Origin of the sequence: Bradyrhizobium sp. S3.3.6 (assembly GCF_040546905.1) — a bacterium.
Lineage (GTDB): Bacteria > Pseudomonadota > Alphaproteobacteria > Rhizobiales > Xanthobacteraceae > Bradyrhizobium > Bradyrhizobium cytisi.
The window spans coordinates 314,892-334,980 of record NZ_JBEPOT010000003.1 but is presented as its reverse complement, the minus strand read 5'-3'; the positions used below and the strand labels follow the sequence as shown (position 1 = coordinate 334,980).

Genomic DNA, 20,089 nt, shown 5'->3' with positions numbered 1-20,089 from the left:
GATGACGCGGCGGATCGCGATCGTGTCGGCGGTGGGCGTTACCGGCGAGACGGTCCCGCAGGCCACGACCCGCGGCCCGAGCTGGGACGGACGCTTCACCGTCCTGATCCTGTTCCTGCCGCCGGCATTGCTGCTGTTCACGCTATTCGTGGTTCTGCCGATCGGCGAGGCGGCCTGGTATTCGGGCTTCAACTGGAATGGATTCGGCCGGCCGACCAACTGGATCGGCTTCGACAATTACCGCTTCGTGCTGGAGACACGCGCTTTCTGGCTCGCGCTGCGCAACAACGGACTGATCATCGCAGTCTCGCTCGCGGTCCAGCTGCCGCTGGCGCTCACGCTGGCCCTGATGCTCGCCGAGCGCTTTCGTGGCGCGGTGGCGCTGCGCATGCTGTTCTTCATGCCCTACATCCTGGCCGAGATCGCGACCGGGTTGATCTTCTCGTTTGTTTACGACGGAGACTACGGACTGGTTGCCTCGATCTGGCGCACGTTCGGCGCCGAGGCGCCGCATCTGCTGGCCTCGACCGACACCGCGATGCTGGCGGTGCTGATCGTGATCGTCTGGAAGTATTTTGGCTTCCACATGATGCTGTTCATCGCGGCGCTCCAGAGCCTCGACAAGAGCCTGATCGAGGCGGCGCGGATCGACGGCGCAACGCGCTCGCAAGCCCTGCGCCATGTCGTCATCCCCTTGCTCTATCCGACGATCCGGCTCTCCGTGTTCTTCGCCGTCGTCGGCTCGCTGCAGCTGTTCGATCTCGTCATGCCGCTGACGCGCGGGGGGCCTGCGGATTCCTCCAACACGATGGTGAGCTTCCTCTACAACAACGGCATCTCGCGCATGCGGGTCGGCTATGGCAGCGCCATCGGCGTCATCCTGTTCGTGATCTGCGTGACCTTTGCCTTCACCTACAAGCGATGGTTCATGCGCGATGAGTAGTGCCGAGACCACCCGCGCGCCGTTCGATCCCGCCGTGCTGTTCAAGGCGGCGTTCCTCACGGCTGTCGCCGTCTTCGTGCTGGTGCCGCTGCTCGCGACCTTGCTCGGCGGCTTCAAATCGCTCGGCGAATTGCGCGTCAATCCATTCGGCTGGCCCGCGCACTGGGAATGGCAGAATTATGCCGACATCCTGTTCTCCGGCCGTTACTGGCAGCTCTTGCGCAACTCGCTGATCATCTCGACGCTCACGGTGACATTGACCCTGATCACAGCCTCGATGGCGGCGTTCACCTTCGCCCATGTCAAGTTCTACGGCTCGTCGATGCTGCTGAGCTACCTGACGCTCGGCCTGCTGTTTCCGGCGGCGACCGCCGTACTGCCGTTGTTCATCAAGGTGCGCGATCTCGGACTGCTCGATACTTACTTCGGCGTCGCGCTGCCGCAGGTGGCCTTCAGCCTTGCCATGAGCGTGCTGCTGCTGCGGCGCTTCTTTAGGGACATCCCTCATGAGCTGCTCGAAGCGGCGCTGGTCGATGGCTGCAGCTATGTCAAATTCTTCCGCTACGTGACGCTGCCGCTGTCGCGGCCGATCCTGGCGACCGTCGGCACCATCACCTTCGTCAACAGCTGGAACGCCTATCTGCTGCCGCTGGTGATGCTCAACACCGATGCGCTCTATCCCTGGCCGCTCGGCATCATGGTTTACCAGGGCGAGTATTCGTCCGAGTGGCACCTGATCCTGGCCTTCATCACCCTCACCATCCTGCCGACGATCATTCTGTTCCTGCTGGCACAGAAGCACATCGTCGCCGGCCTCACTGCAGGCGCGGTCAAGGGATGAACGGTACCTCACGGAGATCACAATGAGAAAAGTCGGCGTCGGAATCATCGGCTGCGGCAATATCAGCACCGCCTATCTGAAAGCGGCCCAGCGCTTTCCGGTCATGGAGATCAAGGCGCTCGCCGACATGCGCAGCGACGCGGCCGAGCGTCAGGGTGCCGCCTTCGGGCTGCCGGCGATGCGGGTCGACCAGCTGCTCAAGCGCGACGACGTCGAGATCGTCATCAATCTCACCGTGCCGCTTGCCCACACCGACGTCAGTCTCGCGGTGCTGAATGCCGGCAAGCATGTCCATTCCGAGAAGCCGCTCGGCATCAACGTCGCGGAGGCCCGCAAGGTGATGGACCTCGCCGCGCAGAAGGGCCTTCGCGTCGGCTGCGCGCCCGACACGTTCCTCGGCGGTGGGCACCAGACCGCGCGCAAGCTGATCGACGACGGCGCTATCGGCACGCCGGTGGCAGGCAGCGCCTTCTTCGGCTGTCCCGGCCACGAGCGCTGGCATCCGGCGCCGGGATTTTATTACTTGCGCGGCGGCGGACCGATGCTCGACATGGGGCCGTATTACATCACCGATCTCGTGCAGCTGCTTGGCCCGGTGGCGAGTGTGATGGGCTCGACCGCGCGCCCGAAATCCGAACGTCTGGTCACCAGCCAGCCGATGAACGGCACCTTGATCCCGGTCGAGGTTTCGACCCATGTCGCGGGCACGCTCGAATTCGAGAGCGGCGCGGTCGTCTCGATCGCGATGAGCTTCGATGTGCCGAAGCACCGGCACGCGCCGATCGAGATATTCGGCGACAAGGGCAGCATGGTGGTGCCGGACCCGAACCGCTTCGGCGGCGAGGTGCAGGTCGCGAAGACCGGCGGCGAATGGGAGACGGTGCCGTTGACACACGGTCATGTCGAGGGCGAATTCCGTTCCATCGGCGTCGCCGACATGGCCTCCGCGATCCTGAACAACCGGCCGCATCGTGCCAGCGGTGCGCTTGCCTTCCACGTGCTGGAGGTGATGGAGGCGTTCCAGACCTCCGCCGACGAAGGGCGGCGCATCAAGATCGAGAACCGCGTCGAGCGGCCGGCGATGCTGCCGGCCGGGCGTGAAACCGGACAGATCGACTGAGGGAATGACCATGCGCAAGGCATTGATTGTATGGGGTGGCTGGCCGGGACACGATCCCGATCTCTGTGCCTCAATGATCCGCGGCTGGCTGAAGGCGGAAGGCTTCGAGGTCCGGATTGAAACGACGACGGAGGCATTCGGCGATCCTGCGATCCATGATCTCTCGTTGATCATCCCGATCTACACCATGTCGGAGATCGAGAAGGCGGACGCGCTCAATCTCTGCGCGGCGGTGCGTGGCGGCGTCGGGCTCGCCGGCCATCATGGCGGCATGTGCGATGCGTTCCGCGAGTCCGTCGACTATCAGTTCCTGTGCGGCGGGCAATGGGTCGCGCATCCCGGCAATATCATCGACTACAAGGTCGACGTGACGAAGCCTGATGATCCCGTCATGAAGGGCCTGAAGAGCTTCGAGCATCGTTCCGAGCAGTACTACATGCATGTCGACCCCGCCATCGAGGTGTTGGCAACGACGACCTTTACCGGCGAGCACGCATCCTGGATCGACGGCGTGGCGATGCCGGTGGTCTGGAAGAAGCGATACGGCGCGGGCAGGGTGTTCTATTCCTCGCTCGGCCACCGCGCCTACGAGCTCGACGTACCGGAGATCCGGACGTTGATGACCCGCGGCATGCTGTGGGCGGCGCGCGAATGACAGCTGGCGCGACGCAGCCGGCGGTTCGCGCCACGCTGGAGGACGTCGCACGTGCGGCGGGCGTTTCGCTTGCCACCGTCGATCGCGTTGTCAACCGGCGCGACGGCGTGCGCGCCAAGACCGTCGCGCGTGTCGAGGCCGCCGTCGCCAAGCTCGGCTACCGCGCGGACGTGGCGGCCGCACGGCTCGCACGCGGGCAGAGTTTTCGCTTCGCCTTCGTGCTGCCATCCGGCAGCAACAGCTTCATGACCAACCTGACCGAGCAGGTCCAGCGCACCGCGGACTGGCTCGCCGGCCAGCGCGGCTTCATCGATATCCTCCATGTCGACGTGTTCGATCCGGATGTGCTGGCCGGCGCGCTGGAAAACCTGTCGCCGGCCTATCAGGGCGTCGCCGTCATCGCGCTCGACCATCCAAGGGTGCGTGCCGCGATCGACGAGCTCATCGCGCGCGAGGTCGCCGTGGTGACCCTTGTGTCGGACGCGCCGAGCTCGCGCCGCCTGCATTATGTCGGTATCGACAACCCGGCAGCCGGGCGGACTGCCTCGACGCTGATGGGACGTTTCCTGGCCGGGCGCGAGGGGACGGTCGCCGTGATCGCGGGATCGTTGTCGCTGCGCGATCACACCGAGCGGCAGTTCGGCTTCCACCAGATCCTGTCTAGCGAGTATCCGAACCTGCGCGCGCTACCGGTCATCGAGGGTCGCGACGACAGCGAGCGAACGCGCCAGCTCACCGCGGCGTTGCTCGCGCGTCATGCCGATCTCCGCGGCATCTATTGCTGCGGTGCTGGAAACCGTGGCATCGCCGATGCGCTCGAGGCCTCCGGCCGCGCGCGCGAGGTGGTCTGGATCACCCATGAGCTGACGCAGTACACGCGGCGTTTCCTGGTCCGCGGCACCCTCGATGCCATCATCAACCAGGACCCGGGCCATGAGGCACGGTCTGCGGCGCGCGTCCTGCTCGCGCATTGTTCCGGCGAGCCGATCAGCCCCGATCAGGAGCGCATCCGCATCGACATTTTTCTGCGGGATAATCTGCCGTAACGTCGGGCATCGTCGCGGCAACTCCTGGTCTTGCGCCTCAACCCCACCGTATGGGTTTGCCGCCTTGCTTCGCACTTTCCTCGGCGAGGATCGCGATGCGCGTGGCGCGCAGGGCATCCTTCGCCGAAATCTGCAGGGCTTCGCCGCGCGCGAGGTGATCGAAAGCGAAGGCGGCAGGCGGGGCGCCCGGGGGAAGGTCGACGTCGCGTCGAGGGCGTGTCGCCGTTTCAACGAGGAGCCTGTTTTCCGCGAAGAGAACGTCCGCGCGCCCGCGTGTCCCTGAGATCCGCATGGCATAATCGCCATGGCGGGGAGAAGCTTCCGGCTGAATCCAGTCCACTTCGATCGAAAATTGCGGGCCGTTGTCGCATGCGAGGATGGCGCGTCCCAAAGCGGGAAAGCTCGTCGTGCCGGCAGCCGGAGTGGGCGAGACCCAGCCGCTGATCGTGCCGCTGGTGTGCCCTGTCAGCCAAAGTGCAAGATCGATGTCGTGGACCGTCAGGTCGGCGAGGATGCCGCCATAGGTCGATGGCTCGAACATCCATGCCGGACGACGGCTTGGCACGAGCTTGTGCGGCCCGGTCGAGTTGATCGATACGATGTCTCCCAATTCGCCGCTTTCGAGAACCGAGCGGAGCGCGAGTGTGACCGGATAGAAGCGCTTCTCGAGCAGAAGCGTCAGCAGGTTGCGCCCGGCAAGGGCGTTCTCAATCAGGGCGAGCTGGGGAAGCGTCACCGCCATCGGCTTGTCGACGATCGCAAAAATATTCCGGCGCAGCAGTTCGGCCACGATCGGCGCTCGAAGACCGAACTCAGTGAAAACAGCCACGGCCTGGACCTTGTGCGCCTCCAGCAATGCGATCGGGTCAGCATAGCCGGGAGATTGCGTGCGTCGCTCGAGCTCGGTGAGGCGCGCGGCATCGTGATCGGCGACCGCAGCGATCCTGACGTCGGTCCTGACAGCGATCTCCGAGAGCACGTATTCGACATGCGGATGAGCCGCACCAATGATGGCAATGTCGAGCATGGAAGAGGCATCACCTGGCATCGAGGGCCATCTCCGGCAAGACGTCGTTGGGGGTGACGGCCCGGCCTTCTGCGGCCGAGCGATAGATCGCGGTGACGACGCGCGTAGCCTCGAATCCATCCCTGAACGGAGTGGCGGGTGCCCGTCGCTCCCGGACCGCCTGGACGAAGTCGCGCCATTGCGCGATATGCCCCTCGATTCCGATCGCCTTGGGATCGTTGGCGGCACTTCCTGGTCCCGTCGCGCTCGCCGGCTGCGGGATATCGGGAAAATCCCAGCAGACGATGCGGTCGTGTGCAAGCTCGCAGCTGCCCCGATCGGTGAACAGGCGCAGCATGGCCGGCCGTCCCGGCGGCAGTGCCGTGCTCGTCACGATCACGCCGAGGGGGCCGGATGCGAAGGACAGTAGCGCCGCCGTCGTGTCCTCGATCGCGTGAACGTGTCCTAGCGTCGCCGTCTTGCCCTGAACACTCGCCACTGGTCCGAACAGCCAAAGCATCAGATCCAGATTGTGGACGCCCTGGTTGAAGAGCGAGCCGCCGCCGTGATCGGCCTCGGCGCGCCATGGCTTCTCCGCATAATATGCGTCGGAACGATACCAGTGGATCGCCGCCTCGATCAGACGCGGTTGTCCGAGGCTGCCTGCATCGAGCAGCTTCTTGATCGCCAAATGTTGCGGTTCGAGCCGGCGCTGCGAGACCACGCCGCAGGTCAGCTGCGAGCTCTCGGCCGCACGGACCAGCGATGCGGCCTCGGCGGGATCGACGCAGAGGGGTTTCTCGACCAGCACATGTCGTCCGGACCTGATGGCGGCAAGTGCTGCGTCATGATGAGCGCCGCTCGGAGTGCAGACAACGACGGCGTCGATGTCTGCACCGGCCAGCATGGCGTCGGTGGTTGCAAATGCCGGAACAGGCGCGCCGTCGATGCATGCGGCAATCTGCTCGGGGGTACCGCCGGCGACAGCGGCCAAAACTGTCTCGTCGAGCGCCCTGATCGCCCGCGCGTGTGTTTCACCGATCGCCCCTGGACCGACCAACCCGATGCGAAGTTGGTTCATCTCAATTCCTCAATGCTTGGCTGGAAAGGGTTGACCAGCGACATAGACGGTCTCGGGAATGATGGACCCGTCGTCTCCGAGACGAAATCGAAGCAGATCCGCCGGCGCGCCGACTGTCAGAGCTGGCAGCTGGAATGGTGTGCGTGGATTGATCGTTGCCAGCCGGAGTGCCTCGGCCAGCGTCAAGCCGGCCACTCGCCTGGCCGTCGCGACCCCGAACGGAAGGCCGGCTGCTGCGCCCGCCAGAAACGGCGTGCCGACGACTTCCAGCCGGCCATTCGCTTTGAGTTCGACGCGTCCGCCCACAGGCATGTCGTAGATCGCGGGTGGACAGCCCGCGAGCGCGACGGCGTCCGAAACCAGCATGGATCGTTCGAGGCCCTTTGCGCGCAGCATGGCCTTGAAGGTCTCGGGCGGGAGGTGGTGGCCATCGGCGATGAAGCTCGCCCAGAGCCGGTCTTCCGCCAGCTGCGTCCAGATCGGATTGGGGTGCCGCGGCAGCTGGGCCGCGATGCCGTTGCCAAGGTGCGTCGACAACATCGCTCCAGCCTCGACCGCGGCGGAGATCTGAGCTGTCGTAGCATTGGTATGGCCGAGCGCGACATGAACTCCGCGCGAGCGAAGCCCTCGCACATAGTCGGCCGTCTCCGGCCAGTGCGGTGACAAGGTCACCAGGCCGACGAGGTTTCCGCTGGCGGCTTGCCAGGCGTCGAACTCAGCGAGATCCAGTGGTCTGACGTGTTCGGCCGGGTGCGCGCCGCGAGGACCGTCCTCCGGTGCGATATGGGGCCCTTCAACATGGACGAAGGGGATCGCGTGCCTGACCAGCGGATCGCTGTCGCGCGCCTGTGCGATCGCCTTCAACGCATCGATGAGCGCAGCGCGTGATGCCGTGATCAACGTCGGAGCAAAACGCGAAACGCCGCTGCCATGGACGGCGAGGGTGAGATCGCGAACCGTCTGCGGATCGGTGCCGCCATTGAGGTCATGGCCGCCGAAGCCGTTCAATTGCAGATCGAACAGTCCGAGCGACAACCAATGCCCGTCATCAGGGCCGCCGGGGGCGATGTCTGAAATATGGCCATCCATAAATGTGATCGTGCGAGGTTGCCCGGTCTCCGGATCGCGACCCCAGACCTGCGTCGTAACCACGCTCATGCGCGTGCCGGTGCTTGCAGTGAAAGCCGTAGTGGTGCGGAATCACGGTCGAGATACAACGTGCATCGCGGATGCGTACGCAATGCGCTCGCCGGACAGGCAGCACCTATCGGGCCGTACAGGGACTGCTCGACGGCGGCGCGCTTGGCCGCGCCGGGCACTACGCAAAAAAGCTGATGAGCGTCCAGCAATCGGGGAATCGTCAGGGTGATCGCGTGTGTCGGAACGTCGCCCAGAGTCGCAAAGCACTTGTCGTCAACCTGCTGCTGACGGCAGATCGCGTCGAGCTCGACGATCTTGACCTGCCTGGTGTCGAGCAAATCCGCGACGGGCGGATCGTTGAACGCCAGATGCCCGTTGACGCCGATGCCGAGGCACACGATGTCGATCGGGGCCTCGGCCAGAAGGGCGGTGTAGCGCGCCGCCTCGTGGTCCGGATCTAATTCTTGTCCGATCAAATGGGCGGCGCCCAGAGGGACGCGCGAGAAGAAATGGCGGGTCAGCCACACTCCGAAGCGCTCGGGTGCGTGCGCCGGAAGCCCGAGGTATTCGTCCATGTGGAACGCGATCACGCGTCGCCAATCGACATCGCGCTCTGCTGCCAACGCGTCCAGCATCTCTGCCTGGCTCGGAGCGGCGGCGAACACCATCCTCACCCTGTCTTGCCGCGCGAGGCGATCGCGCAGCGCGGCTGCGATGTCCAAAGCCGCAGCCCGGCCCATCGCATCCCGCGTCTCTGATATCGCGATCCCTGGAGCGACCGAAGCCATCATGCTCATCCGTGGTTCTTGCCGGGGCCTGTCACTCCGTGCGATCGAGGATGTAATGCAATCGGTTGCATGTCAAGCTTGCGCCCCGGCGACGATCAAGGCATGTGTAGTATCGAGATCCCGCATAGGAGACGCCCCCGGTGAAACGCGATTCCGACGGCAGGGAGCAGCGTGCCAAGATCGCGCCGACCATCAGTCAGGTCGCAAAGATCTCCGGGGTCTCGCGTGCAACCGTATCGCGCGCCTTCACGCGCCCGGGAATGCTGAGCGAGGAGACCGTCCGGCGCGTCAAGGCTGTCGCCGACAAGCTGGGATATGTGCCCAACCAGGTCGCGCGCGCACTTTCGACCGGGCGGCATGGCAATGTCGCGCTCATTGTCTCCGACGTTGCGAATCCGTTCTTTCCACCTTTGATCAGAGCGGCCCAGCTTCATGCCGACAGGGCGGGACTGTGCGTCTTTCTGGGCAATTCGGACGAGGATCCCGCCCGTGAGGAGTTGCTGCTCGGCCGCTTTATCGGCCAGGTGGAAGGACTTGTCCTCGCCTCGTCCCGCCTGGACGAAGCGCAAATCCGGATCTATGCGGCGCGCCGTCCGTTGGTGCTGATCAATCGCGATATCGAGGGAATTACGCGGGTCTTGATCGACACAGCACCAGGCGTTGCAGCCGCGATCGCACATCTTGCCGAGCTCGGGCATCGGCACATCGCCTATGTCAGCGGCCCCACAACGTCATGGTCCAACCAGCAGCGGCGCAATGCCGTCCGGAAGGAGGCGGCGAAGCGCGGGCTCAAGGTGATCGCCATTCCGGCCCGCCCGCCGTCCTACGACACCGGCCGGCTTGCCGCCGCCCCGATCGTCGCCAGCGGGGTGACCGCGGCCATCGCGTTTGACGATCTCGTTGCCCAGGGTTTGCTGGCGGGGCTTGCTGCCCTCGACGTCGACGTGCCCAGATCGTTCAGCGTCGTCGGCTGCGATGATGTCCTCGGCGAAACCACTTACCCGCAGCTCACGACAGTGTCGGCGCGCTGCGCCGATGCCGGCGACGTCGCGGTCGGCCTCCTGCTCAGCCAGATGAGCGGTGGCGCGTCGGGCGAAATCCGCCACAAGCTGAACTCTCATCTCGTCGTTCGCGCGAGCACCGGCCCGGCGCCGGCGAAACGAAAAAGCCGCTGACGATTTGGTCAATAGCCTTCGAAAGCGGCAACGGATCGCAATTGACACGCAACCGGTTGCATGACAGCCTTTGGTCGGGATTTATGTAGTTCTGGGAGCGGGGACATGGCCTTCATCGCGACATCGGTTGGCACGTTCGGATATCCAGCCTCTCCCGGGAAGAAGCGTCATACATGGTTGTCGGCTGCTGGATTGCTGGCAGTGGCTGTTGCCCTGCCAATGCTGGCGTCGCCGGCGTCAGCGGAGAAGCTGACCATCTGGAGCGGCTGGCCCGACCTCGTCCCATTCTATAAGCGCGTCGGCGACCAGCTGAAGGCGAAGTATCCCGATCTCGACATCAGCGTCGAGGCAATCGCCTTGCGTGAGCATGAGAAGCGGCTGGCGCTGTCGCTTCCATCCGGCGCGGCCGGAGACGTCATCGAGATGGAGGTCGAGGCGGCGCGATATCTGGAGGCCGGCCTGATTCCGGAGCCGCCGGCCTCGATCGTGGAGTTCGTCAAAGCCAATTACGACATGACGCGCGTGAAGACCGCCACTTATGAGGGCAAGATCTACGGCGTCCCGTTGTTCCAGGGGCAGGGCGCGCTGTTCTACAACACCGACATGTTTGCCAAGGCCGGCCTTAATTCGCCGCCCAAGACGATGGCGGACTATACGGCCTATGCGCAGAAGCTTGTCCAGCGTGACGCGTCCGGTGCGCCGACGGTGAGCGGCTGGAGCCTGCGTCTCAGCGGTGGTGGTTCAGGTATCGCCGAGAAGTACTGGACGATCCTCTATAATTTCGGCGGGACGTTGCTGGAGGAGAAGGGCGGGAAGTGGCGCTCGGCCTATGCGAACGAGGCCGGCCGCAATGCGCTCAAGCAGTATCTCGACAACGTCGTGACCTATCGGACGGTGTCGCCTGAGATGAAGGCGGACGCTGAAGCCTTCGAGCTCGGCCAGACCGCGATGTTCATCCGGGAGTCCTGGGTGATCGGCGACGTCGCCAAGAAGGCGCCTAACCTCAAATACGCGACGGCGCCGTTGCCGAAGGGAACGTTGATGGTCCCGGTGGACCTCTACGTTCCCAACAAGGGGCCGAAGAGCCAGATCGCCTGGGATTTCGTTCAGAAGGCCAATGAGCCGGAGAATCTGCTTTGGCTGCTCGAGAACACGGCGTGGGTGCCCAATCGCAAGGGGCTCGACTACTCTGTGGTCCTCGGCAAGATCCCCCAGCTCGGCGCGTTTGTGAACACGCCCGCCGACCACGTCTTCTTCACCGTTCCGGCGATCAGTCCGGCGAGCGAAATCCTCACCCGGCTCGCGGCCCGGCTCGAGAAGGCATTCACCGACAAATCGCTGGCAGGAAACGATGCCGGCATCGACGCTTTCCTGAAATCTGCGGCTGAGGAGAGCGACAAGATCCTTGCCCGGGAAGATCTGCTGGCCAAACCGTGAGATCGCATCCGATGGTCGCGACCACACAGTTGCAGCGCTAGCCGGCGGCCGCTCCGGGAGACTCCATGCGTTCCAAGCCGAAATGGCTATTTCCGGTTCTGGCGCTGCTCCCGGTTCTCGGCCTCTACGCTTGCCTGCGGATCTATCCGATCGCCGAGACACTGCGTCTCAGCCTGTTCAAGTGGAACATCATCTCGCGGCGCAAGCCGTTCGTCGGACTCGACAACTTTGTCGAGTTGATGAGTGATCCGCTGTTTCTCGAAGCGATCTTCAATACCACCATCGTTGCCTTCGGCGTGCTGGTGATCACGATCCCCGTCGGGTTGGCACTCGCCGCGCTGATCAACAGCCGGCAGGGGCTGCGGCGCAGTGGCTTCTACGAAACCTCGATCTTCCTGCCGCATGTCGTGTCGCTGGTGCCGGCGGCGATGGCCTGGAAATGGATTTTCGATGCGCGGCTCGGGCCCCTCAACGCCCTGATTGGATGGTTCGGAATCCCGGCCCAGGCTTGGTTGTTCGACCCTGCCTTATCGCTGGTGTGTCTGATCGTTCTGTGCTCCTGGCAGTCAATTGGCTACGCGGTCCTGATCTTTCTGGTCGGATTGAAGAACGTTCCGGAGGCGCTGTACGAGGCGGCGCGCTTGGATGGCGCATCCGCTCTCCAGGCATTCCGTTACGTCGCAATACCTCTGTTGAGACCGGTGATGCTGTACGTGTCGGTGATCACGCTGATCTCGTCGTATAACATTTATGCGCAGGCCTTCGTCCTGGCCTCGGACGTCCAGGGCGCGCCGGGGCATCTCGTTCGCGTCCTCGTCCTCGACATGCTCGAAAACAGCTTTCGAAATTACCGGGTCGGCTATGCCGCGGCCGAAGCCGTGGTCCTTCTCGTGATCGTGCTCGTCCTGACCGGCGCGCAGTTCAGGCTGTTTCGGGATCGGAGCCGCGCGTGAGCGATCCAGACCATCCGTCCAGCGATGTTGATCGGAACACGCCTGCCGGCCTCGCGATCGACGTCGTTCTTTTCGCTGTCGGCCTGATGATGCTGCTGCCGCTCGTCTTCCTGATCAGCAACGCGTTCAAGACGCCGCCGGAGCTGCTGGCCTGGCCGCCAACCATCATTCCGGACCGGCCGACGCTGGAGAACATCCTCGGCGTGCTGCACGAAACGCCACTGCTTCATTGGATCGGCAATACGCTCATCTTTGCAGGGATTTCGACGGCCAGCATCGTCACCACCTCCGCCATTGCCGGCTACGTGCTCGGCAAGTTCGATCTGCCTTGGTTCCCTGCCGTCTTCGGCATCATTATCGCGACATCGGTCGTTCCCTTTGAAGTGTACATGATCCCGCTCTACCTGAACGTTCAGGCTGCAGGCATGCTGAACACGCTGCCCGGACTCCTGGTCGGTTATCTCGTGATGAGCTTCGGCATCTTCCTGGTGCGGCAATATGTGACGACGTCGATTCCCGACGAGCTGCTGGAGGCCGCGCGGGTGGATGGGGCAGGCGAGGGATGGATCTTCCTGCGGATTGTGCTCCCGCTGATGCGGGGCCCGTTGGGAGCGCTGGCCGTGCTGGCGTTCTTTCAGGCCTGGACCGCGTTTGCTTGGCCGCTCGTCGTGACGACCAACAAGGATACCTATACGCTCGAAGTTGGGCTGGCGTTGTTTCAGACCGGCTTCACGGTGGATATCGGTCATCTCAGTGCGGCCGCGGCGCTTGCTCTCGTTCCCAGCGCGCTATTCTTCTCGCTGATGCGCCGAAATTTCGTGCGTGGCGTGGCTGGAACGGGTCTGAAGGAATGATCGCCACGTCCCATTGGGCCGTCGCAGGAGCGCACAGGACGTGATTGAACAGGAATACGATACGATCATCATCGGCGGAGGTTCTGCCGGAGCGACGCTGGCCGCGCGCCTCAGCGAAGATCCATCGCGTCGTGTGCTGCTGCTCGAGGCGGGGCGGGATCTCCGCACCGCGACCACGCCGGAACACATTCGCATCCCGAACCCCATGCGCGCCATCGGCGACGACGACTTCCGCTGGCCGAAGCTGTTGGCGCGACGCACCGAGCGGCAGCAGCCGCTGCTGCTCTGGCGTGGCCGCGCCATGGGCGGCAGCTCGACGATCAATGGCCAGATCGCAATCCGAGCCGTTCCCGACGACATCGACCGCTGGGCGGCTGCAGGCTGCACTGGCTGGTCGTGGGACCACCTTCTGCCCTATTTCTGCAAGCTTGAAACGGACAGAAATTTCCCCGACGCACCCTATCACGGCGATCGCGGTCCGATCCCGGTGTATCGCGCTCCGATCCCGGATTGGGGTAACGTCGACCGCGCTCTGCGCGCGTCGGCGCTTGGCCTTGGCTATGGCTGGTGCGAGGATCACAACGCGCCAACCGGCACCGGCGTCTCGCCCTACGCCATCAACAGCGAGGGCGGCTTACGAATCTCCACCAATGACGGCTATCTGGAGCCGGCGCGTGATCGCGCCAATCTCGACATCGTCGGTCACGCGCTGGTCGACACCATTACCTTCGAAGGCAACCGGCTGCACGCCAACGGCGTCCAGGTTCGCGTAAACGATCGATCCTACGCGCCCCGCGCGACGCGTGACGTTATCCTCTGCGCCGGCGCCATCCATTCGCCGGCCATCCTGCAGCGCTCCGGCATTGGGCCCGCCGCCCTGTTGGAGAGGCTCGGCATCCCCATCCGCGCGGACTTGCCGGTGGGCGAGAATTTGCTGGACCATCCGATCGTGAACGCGCTGCTGCATTTGCGCGAAGGCAGCCAGGTCAGCACGCTGATGCACCGGCACACCAATTGCTGCCTGCGCTACTCGTCCGGCCTCGCAGGCGCCGGCGACAACGACATGATCATGATCGCCGGCAATCTTGCGCGCTCGTCGCAATCGATGGCCGATGTCACGCTGGGACGGATCGCCGTTTCCGTCTATCAGGCTTTCAGCCAAGGTTACGTTCGCATCGTCACGACGGACCCCGAGGTCGATCCGGCGGTCGAGGAGCGCATGCTGTCCGACCCTCGCGATCTCCAACGCCTGCGCGACGGCGTCCGACGCCTGCGTGATATCTGCCTGCAGCCTGCGGTAACCGATATCGCTGGCCGCGTCGACTATGGCGCCAGCGGACGCTCCATGGACGAGCCGTTCAGCGACGCCGAGTTGGATGATTGGCTGTTCGCCGAGTGCAGCGACGCGCAGCACGCCAGCGGCACCTGCAGAATGGGCGCACCGGACGATGCACGTTCAGTCGTCGATCACGAATGCCGGGTGATCGGATGCACGGGATTGCGCGTGATCGATGCCTCGATCATGCCGGAAGTGCCGCGCGCCAACACTCATTTGACCACGGTCGCCATCGCTGAGCGCATGGCAGATCGGTTGAAGGGCGTAATATAAGACGCACGTTGCGGCTCAATCAAACTTAATCCGCAGAAACAGTACAGCAATCTGAAAGCCACACCGCGGCCATAGCTTTCCCGTTTCAGAGCAGTCAGGTGCTCTTGAGGTGTGGAATGTCGTTTTTGCGGGCCTGGCTTGTCGCGGTGGTCGTGGGTGGCGTGTCGATTGCAGCCTCACTTCCGCTGGTGCTGTTGCCGCAGCCGGCCGCGGCGGCGCAGGCCACGGATACGATCGTGGTCGAAGGCAATCGCCGCGTCGAGGCCGAGACGGTTCGCTCCTACTTCAAGGCCGGCCCCAACGGGCAGTTCGACCAGGTGGCTCTCGACGACGGCCTCAAGGCGTTGATCGAGACCGGCCTGTTTCAGGATGTGAAGGTTATCAGGGCCGGCGGCCATATCGTGGTGTCGGTGGTGGAAAACGCCGTGATCGGCCGCATTGCGTTCGAGGGCAACAAGAAGATCAAGGACGAGCAGCTCTCGGCCGAAATCCAGTCCAAGCCGCGCGGGACTTTCTCGCGCGCGATGGTGCAGTCCGACACGCTGCGGATCGCCGAGATCTATCGCCGTTCGGGCCGCTACGACGTCCGCGTCACGCCAGAAATCATCGAGCAGCCGAGCAACCGCGTCGATCTCGTCTTCACGGTCGAGGAGGGCGCCAAGACCGGCGTCAAATCGATCGAGTTCATCGGCAACAGCGCCTTCTCGTCCTACCGCCTCAGGGACGTGATCAAGACGCACGAATCGAATCTGCTGAGCTTCCTCAGCAGCGGAGACATCTACGATCCGGACCGGGTCGAGGCCGACCGCGACCTGATCCGCCGCTTCTATCTCAAGAACGGCTTTGCGGACGCGCAGGTCGTGGCGGCGCTGACCGAATATGATCCGGACAAGAAGGGCTTCCTCGTCAGCTTCAAGATCGAGGAAGGCCAGCAATATCGCGTCGACACGGTCGACTTCCGCTCCAGCATCGTCAATTTCGACGCGACCACGCTGCGCAACTTCTCGCGCGTCAATGTCGGCTCGCTCTACAATGTCGAATCGGTAGAGAAGTCTACCGAGGAGATGCAGATCGAGGCCTCGCGCCGCGGCTACGCGTTCGCCGTGGTGCGGCCGAGCGGCGACCGCAATTTCGAATCACACACCGTCTCGGTGGTGTTCAACATCGACGAAGGGCCGCGCACCTATATCGAGCGCATCAGTCTGCGGGGCAATACCCGCACGCGCGACTACGTGATCCGTCGCGAGTTCGACCTCTCCGAGGGCGACGCCTACAACCGCGCCCTGGTCGACCGCGCCGAGCGCCGGTTGAAGAACCTCGACTATTTCAAGAGCGTCAAGATCACCACGGAGCCCGGCTCGTCCAGCGACCGTGTGATCCTGATCGTCGACATGGAGGAGAAGTCGACCGGCGACTTCTCGGTCTCGGGCGGCTACTCCACGACCGACGGCGCGCTGGCCGAAGTCTCGGTCTCCGAACGCAACCTGTTCGGCAAGGGGCTTTTCGGCAAGGCGTCGGTGACTTACGGCCAATATGCCCGCGGGGTATCGCTGTCGTTCGTCGAGCCGTATTTGCTCGACTACCGGATCGCGCTCGGATTCGACACCTACTGGCGTCAGCAATTGTCGAACAGCTATACGAGCTACGGGGTGACGACGCTGGGCTTCTCGCCGCGCCTGGGCTTCGCGTTGCGCGAGGACCTGTCGCTCCAGCTCCGCTACTCGCTCTATCAGCAGAGCATCACGCTCGCCAGCGCCTACAACAATTGCAATAACAACGCAGCCAACACATCGCTGGCCTTCAACCCGACGGCGGCCTACATCCAGAATGTCCTGGGCGGGGTTGATCCGACGAATTCCACGAGCTCGGGCCTCTACGGTTACGGTTGCTATGGCGATGGCGAAACCAGCCTGCCGGTCCGAAAAGAACTGGCGAGCGGCCCGACCTGGACCTCGGCGCTGGGCTACACGCTGACCTACAACACGCTCGACAACACCAAAAACCCGACCGACGGCCTGCTCGTTGACTTCAAGCAGGATTTTGCCGGAGTTGGTGGCGACGTCACCTATCTGAAGACAGCGCTGGACACCAAGTATTACACGCCGCTGGTCTCCGAGATCGTCAGTGTGATCCATCTTCAGGGTGGCGTCCTCAGCAAGATCGGCGACAACGATCTGCGCATGCTGGATCACTTCCAGATGGGCCCGAACCTCGTGCGCGGCTTCGCCTCCAACGGCATCGGTCCGCGCGACATCACCTATGCCAGCTACGGCGCCACGGGCGATGCGCTGGGCGGCACGAAGTACTGGGGCGCGTCCATGGAGCTGCAGATGCCGTTCTGGTTCCTGCCCAAGGAGGTCGGCCTGAAGGGCGCGGTCTATGCCGATGCCGGCTCGCTCTGGGGTTATCAGGGACCGACCTCGTGGACGGCCACCGGCGAGGTCAATACCAAGGCCTGCCCGACCTGTGGACTGCAATATGACGACAGCAGCATGGTGCGCTCGTCAGTCGGCGTCGGCCTGATCTGGGCTTCGCCGTTCGGACCGCTGCGCTTCGACTACGCCGTGCCGCTCACGAAGGGCAAATACGACGTGGTGCAGGAGTTCAGGTTCGGCGGCGGAACGTCGTTCTAGCCGGCCAAAATCCGCCGGCATGCATCAACAAACACCTGCGCGCCCATGACGATGTCGGCATCGGCGGTGTTCTCGGTCCAGTGGTGGCTGATGCCGCCGATCGAGGGCACGAACAGCATGCCTGCGGGCATGATAGCCGCGAGCATCTGCGCGTCGTGGCCGGCGCCGCTCGGCATGCGCACCGATCGTCCGTCCGCCACGGCCTTGCTCGCCGCCTCGATCGCATCCTGGAAGCGGGAGTCCATCATGGCAGGTGCGCCCAAGCGGATCCGCTCCACGGTCACGGTACAGGGGCCTTTGGCATTGGCCTCGTCCGCCAGCGTTCGCAGCAGCTCTTCGAGCCGCGCGATGACGGCCGGGTTGTCATCGCGGATCTGAAACAGCATTTCGGCACCGCCGGGAATGATGCTCGGCGCGCCCGGATCGAGCGTGATGCGGCCGGTAGTCCAGACCGTACGCGGTCCGCACGCAGCCGGGAAACGCTGGTCGACCGCCACGCAGAATTTAGCCAGCGCGAGGCCGGCATCCTTGCGCACGGCCATGCGCGTGGTGCCTGCGTGGTTCTGCTCACCGGTGAAATTGATGCGGTACTGCCAGATGCCGACGATGGAGGTCACGACGCCGATCGCGAGCCCGCCGCTCTCGAGCGTGTCGCCCTGCTCGATATGCGCCTCGAGATAACCGACGTGCCGTCCCGGCTCGGCAGCGATGCGCGCGCGTCCGGCAAGCCCCATGTCGGTCAGCGCGTCGCGCATGGTGCGGCCATTGGTGCGGTCCCGCGCGGCGTCGATCTCCGCCTCGGTCACCTGCCCGACATAGGAACGCGAGCCGAGGAAGCTGCCGAAATGACCTTCCTCGTCGCACCACGCAGCCACTTCGACCGCGCCTTTCACGGAGGGATCCGTGTTGAGCACGCGCGCCGCCTCGAGCGCATAGACGACGCCGAGCGGGCCATCGAGCCAGCCGGCATAGTTCTGGCTTTCCAGATGCGAGCCCGCCAGCAGCTTCGGTCCAGCCTTCGCGCTGGTGCCGAGGATATTGCCGATGCCGTCGATCGCACCAGTGAGGCCGGCTTCGGGCAGCTTCTGCACCAGCCAGTCCAGCGATTGCTTGTGCGGCTCGGAGAAGGTCGGCTTGTGCACGCCGGTCTTGTAGGCGCCCAGGCTACGCAGTGCATTGAGATCGGCGAGGACGCGCTCGCCATTGGCGCGTGGCTTGGTGTCAGGCATGTTCGGCAACCTTCAGCGCCTCGGTGCGGATCTCTTCGACCAGGCGTTCCTTGAGCTGGACGAATTCCGGCGTGGTCTTGATCTTGTAGGAGCGTGGATGCGGCAGGTCCACATTGATCTCGGCCTTGATCCGGCCGGGACGCGCACTCATGACGATGACGCGGCTGCCGAGGAAGATCGCCTCCTCGATGTCGTGGGTGACGAACAGCACCGTCTTCTGGTCGCGCTCCCAGATGCCCAGCAGCATTTCCTGCATCAGGGCGCGGGTCTGGTTGTCCAGCGCACCGAAGGGCTCGTCGAGCAGCAGGATCTTTGGATCGTTGGCGAGCGCGCGTGCAATCGCCGTGCGCTGCTGCATGCCGCCCGAGAGCTGCTTCGGCCAGTGGTTCTCGAAGCCGGACAGTCCGACCCGGCGGATGAAGGCATCGGCGATCTTGTTGCGCTCCGCCTCGGACACGCCACGCTCGCGCAGGCCGAAGGCGATGTTCTCGCGCACGGTGAGCCAGGGAAACAGCGTGTAGGACTGGAACACCATGCCGCGATCGGCGCCGGGGCCGGTGACCTCGCGCCCGTCGAGCGTGACGCGCCCGCTGGTCGGACGGTCGAGGCCGGCGACGATGCGAAGCAGCGTGGACTTGCCGCAGCCCGAGGGACCGAGGATCGTGACGAAGTCGTTGTTGCCGATGATGAGGTCGGTCGGCTCCAGCGCTCTGGTCGGCGCGTTGCCGTGGCGTGCCGGGAAGATTCGCGAGACCTGCTCGATCTTCAGCGTGGTCATGCGAGCCTCCATGGAAACAGCCAGGCGTTGAACGCCTTGAACATGAAGTCCGAGAGGAGGCCGATCAGCCCGATCACGATGATGCCGAAGATGATCTGGCCGGTATTGAGAAGCGCCTGGCTGTCGGTGATCATGTGGCCAATGCCGGAGGACGAGCCGATCAGCTCGGCGACGATGACGTAGGTCCAGGCCCAGCCCAGCACCAGCCGCAGGATTTCCGCAATCTCAGGGGCGGAGGAGGGCAGCAGCACGCGGCGGATGATGCCGCGGTCGCTGGCGCCGAGCGTGTAGGCGGCTTCCACCAGATCGCGCCGCGTCGTGCCGACGGTGACTGCAATCATCAGGATGATTTGGAACACCGAGCCGATGAAGATGACCAGCAGCTTCTGCAGTTCGCCGATCCCGGCCCACAGGATTAACAGCGGGATGAACGCCGAGGCAGGCAGATAGCGCGCAAAGGAGACGAACGGTTCGAGGAAGGCCTCGATCGGCTTGTAGGCGCCCATGAGGACGCCGAGCGGCACTGCGATGATCGCGGCCAGCGCAAAGCCGCCGACGACGCGCCAGATCGTCATGCCGATGTCGTACAGGAAGCCTTGCTTGGCCAGGAGGTCATAACCTTCCTGCACCATGGTCAGCGGATTGGCGAGGAAGGTCTTCGATACATGGCCGCCGAAAGTCGCCCAGGACCAGAGGGCGACGAACAGCACGAAGAACGCGAGGCCGTAGGCCACGCGCTGCTTCGATGTCACGGAATCCAGGGGACGCATCAACTATCTATCCGAATGGTCGATCAGGCTC

The 20,089-nt window shown here is 64.0% G+C and carries 18 protein-coding genes; 11 read left to right on the top strand and 7 right to left on the bottom strand.

What is annotated here, in order from left to right:
* Position 1: 1 nt before the first annotated feature.
* Genes ABID59_RS10440 through ABID59_RS10420 form a run of 5 tightly spaced genes read left to right on the top strand, consistent with a single transcriptional unit; the run spans position 2 to position 4,605 of the window.
* Entirely contained in the window at positions 2 to 943 is a 942-nt protein-coding gene (locus ABID59_RS10440) for a carbohydrate ABC transporter permease (protein ID WP_148755993.1), read from the top strand.
* Positions 936 to 1,784: a carbohydrate ABC transporter permease gene (locus ABID59_RS10435; protein WP_354083328.1), complete on the top strand. Its 849-nt coding sequence runs from the start codon at positions 936 to 938 to the stop codon at positions 1,782 to 1,784. Before ABID59_RS10440 ends, ABID59_RS10435 begins: the two co-directional genes overlap by 8 nt.
* A gap of 22 nt (positions 1,785 to 1,806) precedes the next feature.
* Positions 1,807 to 2,904, top strand: a complete 1,098-nt coding sequence (locus tag ABID59_RS10430) for a Gfo/Idh/MocA family protein (protein ID WP_148755995.1) — start codon at positions 1,807 to 1,809, stop codon at positions 2,902 to 2,904.
* A gap of 10 nt (positions 2,905 to 2,914) precedes the next feature.
* A complete protein-coding gene (locus tag ABID59_RS10425) occupies positions 2,915 to 3,559 on the top strand; it encodes a ThuA domain-containing protein (protein WP_354083327.1) in 645 nt (214 codons plus the stop codon).
* On the top strand, positions 3,556 to 4,605 hold the full coding sequence (locus tag ABID59_RS10420) for a LacI family DNA-binding transcriptional regulator (protein WP_354083326.1): 1,050 nt from the start codon (positions 3,556 to 3,558) through the stop codon (positions 4,603 to 4,605). The genes ABID59_RS10425 and ABID59_RS10420 overlap by 4 nt, the downstream gene beginning before the upstream one ends.
* A 37-nt stretch (positions 4,606 to 4,642) precedes the next feature.
* On the opposite strand, the gene ABID59_RS10415 is transcribed toward ABID59_RS10420, so the two are convergent.
* Genes ABID59_RS10415 through ABID59_RS10400 form a run of 4 tightly spaced genes read right to left on the bottom strand, consistent with a single transcriptional unit; the run spans position 4,643 to position 8,629 of the window.
* Complete coding sequence (locus tag ABID59_RS10415) at positions 4,643 to 5,632, bottom strand: Gfo/Idh/MocA family protein (RefSeq protein WP_354083325.1); 990 nt, start codon at positions 5,630 to 5,632, stop codon at positions 4,643 to 4,645.
* A 10-nt stretch (positions 5,633 to 5,642) separates the two neighbouring features.
* Complete coding sequence (locus ABID59_RS10410) at positions 5,643 to 6,692, bottom strand: Gfo/Idh/MocA family protein (protein ID WP_354083324.1); 1,050 nt, start codon at positions 6,690 to 6,692, stop codon at positions 5,643 to 5,645.
* 9 nt (positions 6,693 to 6,701) lie between these two features.
* On the bottom strand, positions 6,702 to 7,850 hold the full coding sequence (locus tag ABID59_RS10405; RefSeq protein ID WP_354083323.1) for an N-acetylglucosamine-6-phosphate deacetylase: 1,149 nt from the start codon (positions 7,848 to 7,850) through the stop codon (positions 6,702 to 6,704).
* Positions 7,847 to 8,629: a glucosamine-6-phosphate deaminase gene (locus ABID59_RS10400; RefSeq protein WP_354035359.1), complete on the bottom strand. Its 783-nt coding sequence runs from the start codon at positions 8,627 to 8,629 to the stop codon at positions 7,847 to 7,849. Before ABID59_RS10400 ends, ABID59_RS10405 begins: the two co-directional genes overlap by 4 nt.
* Before the next feature lie 131 nt (positions 8,630 to 8,760).
* On the opposite strand from ABID59_RS10400, the gene ABID59_RS10395 reads away from it, so the two are divergent.
* The 6 genes from ABID59_RS10395 to bamA all read left to right on the top strand — a co-directional run bounded on the left by ABID59_RS10395 (position 8,761) and on the right by bamA (position 17,281).
* Positions 8,761 to 9,795, top strand: coding sequence for a LacI family DNA-binding transcriptional regulator (locus ABID59_RS10395; RefSeq protein WP_148756001.1), 1,035 nt, complete (start codon positions 8,761 to 8,763; stop codon positions 9,793 to 9,795).
* A gap of 201 nt (positions 9,796 to 9,996) precedes the next feature.
* A complete protein-coding gene (locus ABID59_RS10390) occupies positions 9,997 to 11,232 on the top strand; it encodes an extracellular solute-binding protein (protein WP_354083322.1) in 1,236 nt (411 codons plus the stop codon).
* A 65-nt stretch (positions 11,233 to 11,297) separates the two neighbouring features.
* A complete protein-coding gene (locus ABID59_RS10385; RefSeq protein ID WP_354035362.1) occupies positions 11,298 to 12,185 on the top strand; it encodes a carbohydrate ABC transporter permease in 888 nt (295 codons plus the stop codon).
* The gene (locus tag ABID59_RS10380) at positions 12,182 to 13,039 is read left to right on the top strand and encodes a carbohydrate ABC transporter permease (RefSeq protein WP_354083321.1); all 858 of its coding nucleotides are present in this window, start codon (positions 12,182 to 12,184) and stop codon (positions 13,037 to 13,039) included. The genes ABID59_RS10385 and ABID59_RS10380 overlap by 4 nt, the downstream gene beginning before the upstream one ends.
* A 40-nt stretch (positions 13,040 to 13,079) precedes the next feature.
* A complete protein-coding gene (locus ABID59_RS10375; RefSeq protein ID WP_354083320.1) occupies positions 13,080 to 14,648 on the top strand; it encodes a GMC family oxidoreductase in 1,569 nt (522 codons plus the stop codon).
* Between the two features lie 116 nt (positions 14,649 to 14,764).
* Positions 14,765 to 17,281 (top strand): outer membrane protein assembly factor BamA, encoded by a 2,517-nt coding sequence (gene bamA / locus ABID59_RS10370; RefSeq protein ID WP_354083319.1) that lies wholly within the window; start codon positions 14,765 to 14,767, stop codon positions 17,279 to 17,281.
* Here the strand turns inward: bamA and ABID59_RS10365 are convergent.
* From ABID59_RS10365 to ABID59_RS10355, 3 genes are read right to left on the bottom strand one after another with little or no spacing between them, the layout of a single operon-like run.
* Positions 17,278 to 18,510: a Zn-dependent hydrolase gene (locus tag ABID59_RS10365; RefSeq protein WP_354035370.1), complete on the bottom strand. Its 1,233-nt coding sequence runs from the start codon at positions 18,508 to 18,510 to the stop codon at positions 17,278 to 17,280. The two genes, bamA and ABID59_RS10365, sit on opposite strands and share 4 nt — an antisense overlap.
* Complete coding sequence (locus tag ABID59_RS10360) at positions 18,503 to 19,288, bottom strand: ABC transporter ATP-binding protein (protein ID WP_354083318.1); 786 nt, start codon at positions 19,286 to 19,288, stop codon at positions 18,503 to 18,505. Before ABID59_RS10360 ends, ABID59_RS10365 begins: the two co-directional genes overlap by 8 nt.
* The gene (locus ABID59_RS10355; protein ID WP_354035492.1) at positions 19,285 to 20,058 is read right to left on the bottom strand and encodes an ABC transporter permease; all 774 of its coding nucleotides are present in this window, start codon (positions 20,056 to 20,058) and stop codon (positions 19,285 to 19,287) included. The genes ABID59_RS10360 and ABID59_RS10355 overlap by 4 nt, the downstream gene beginning before the upstream one ends.
* Between the last annotated feature and the right edge of the window lie 31 nt (positions 20,059 to 20,089).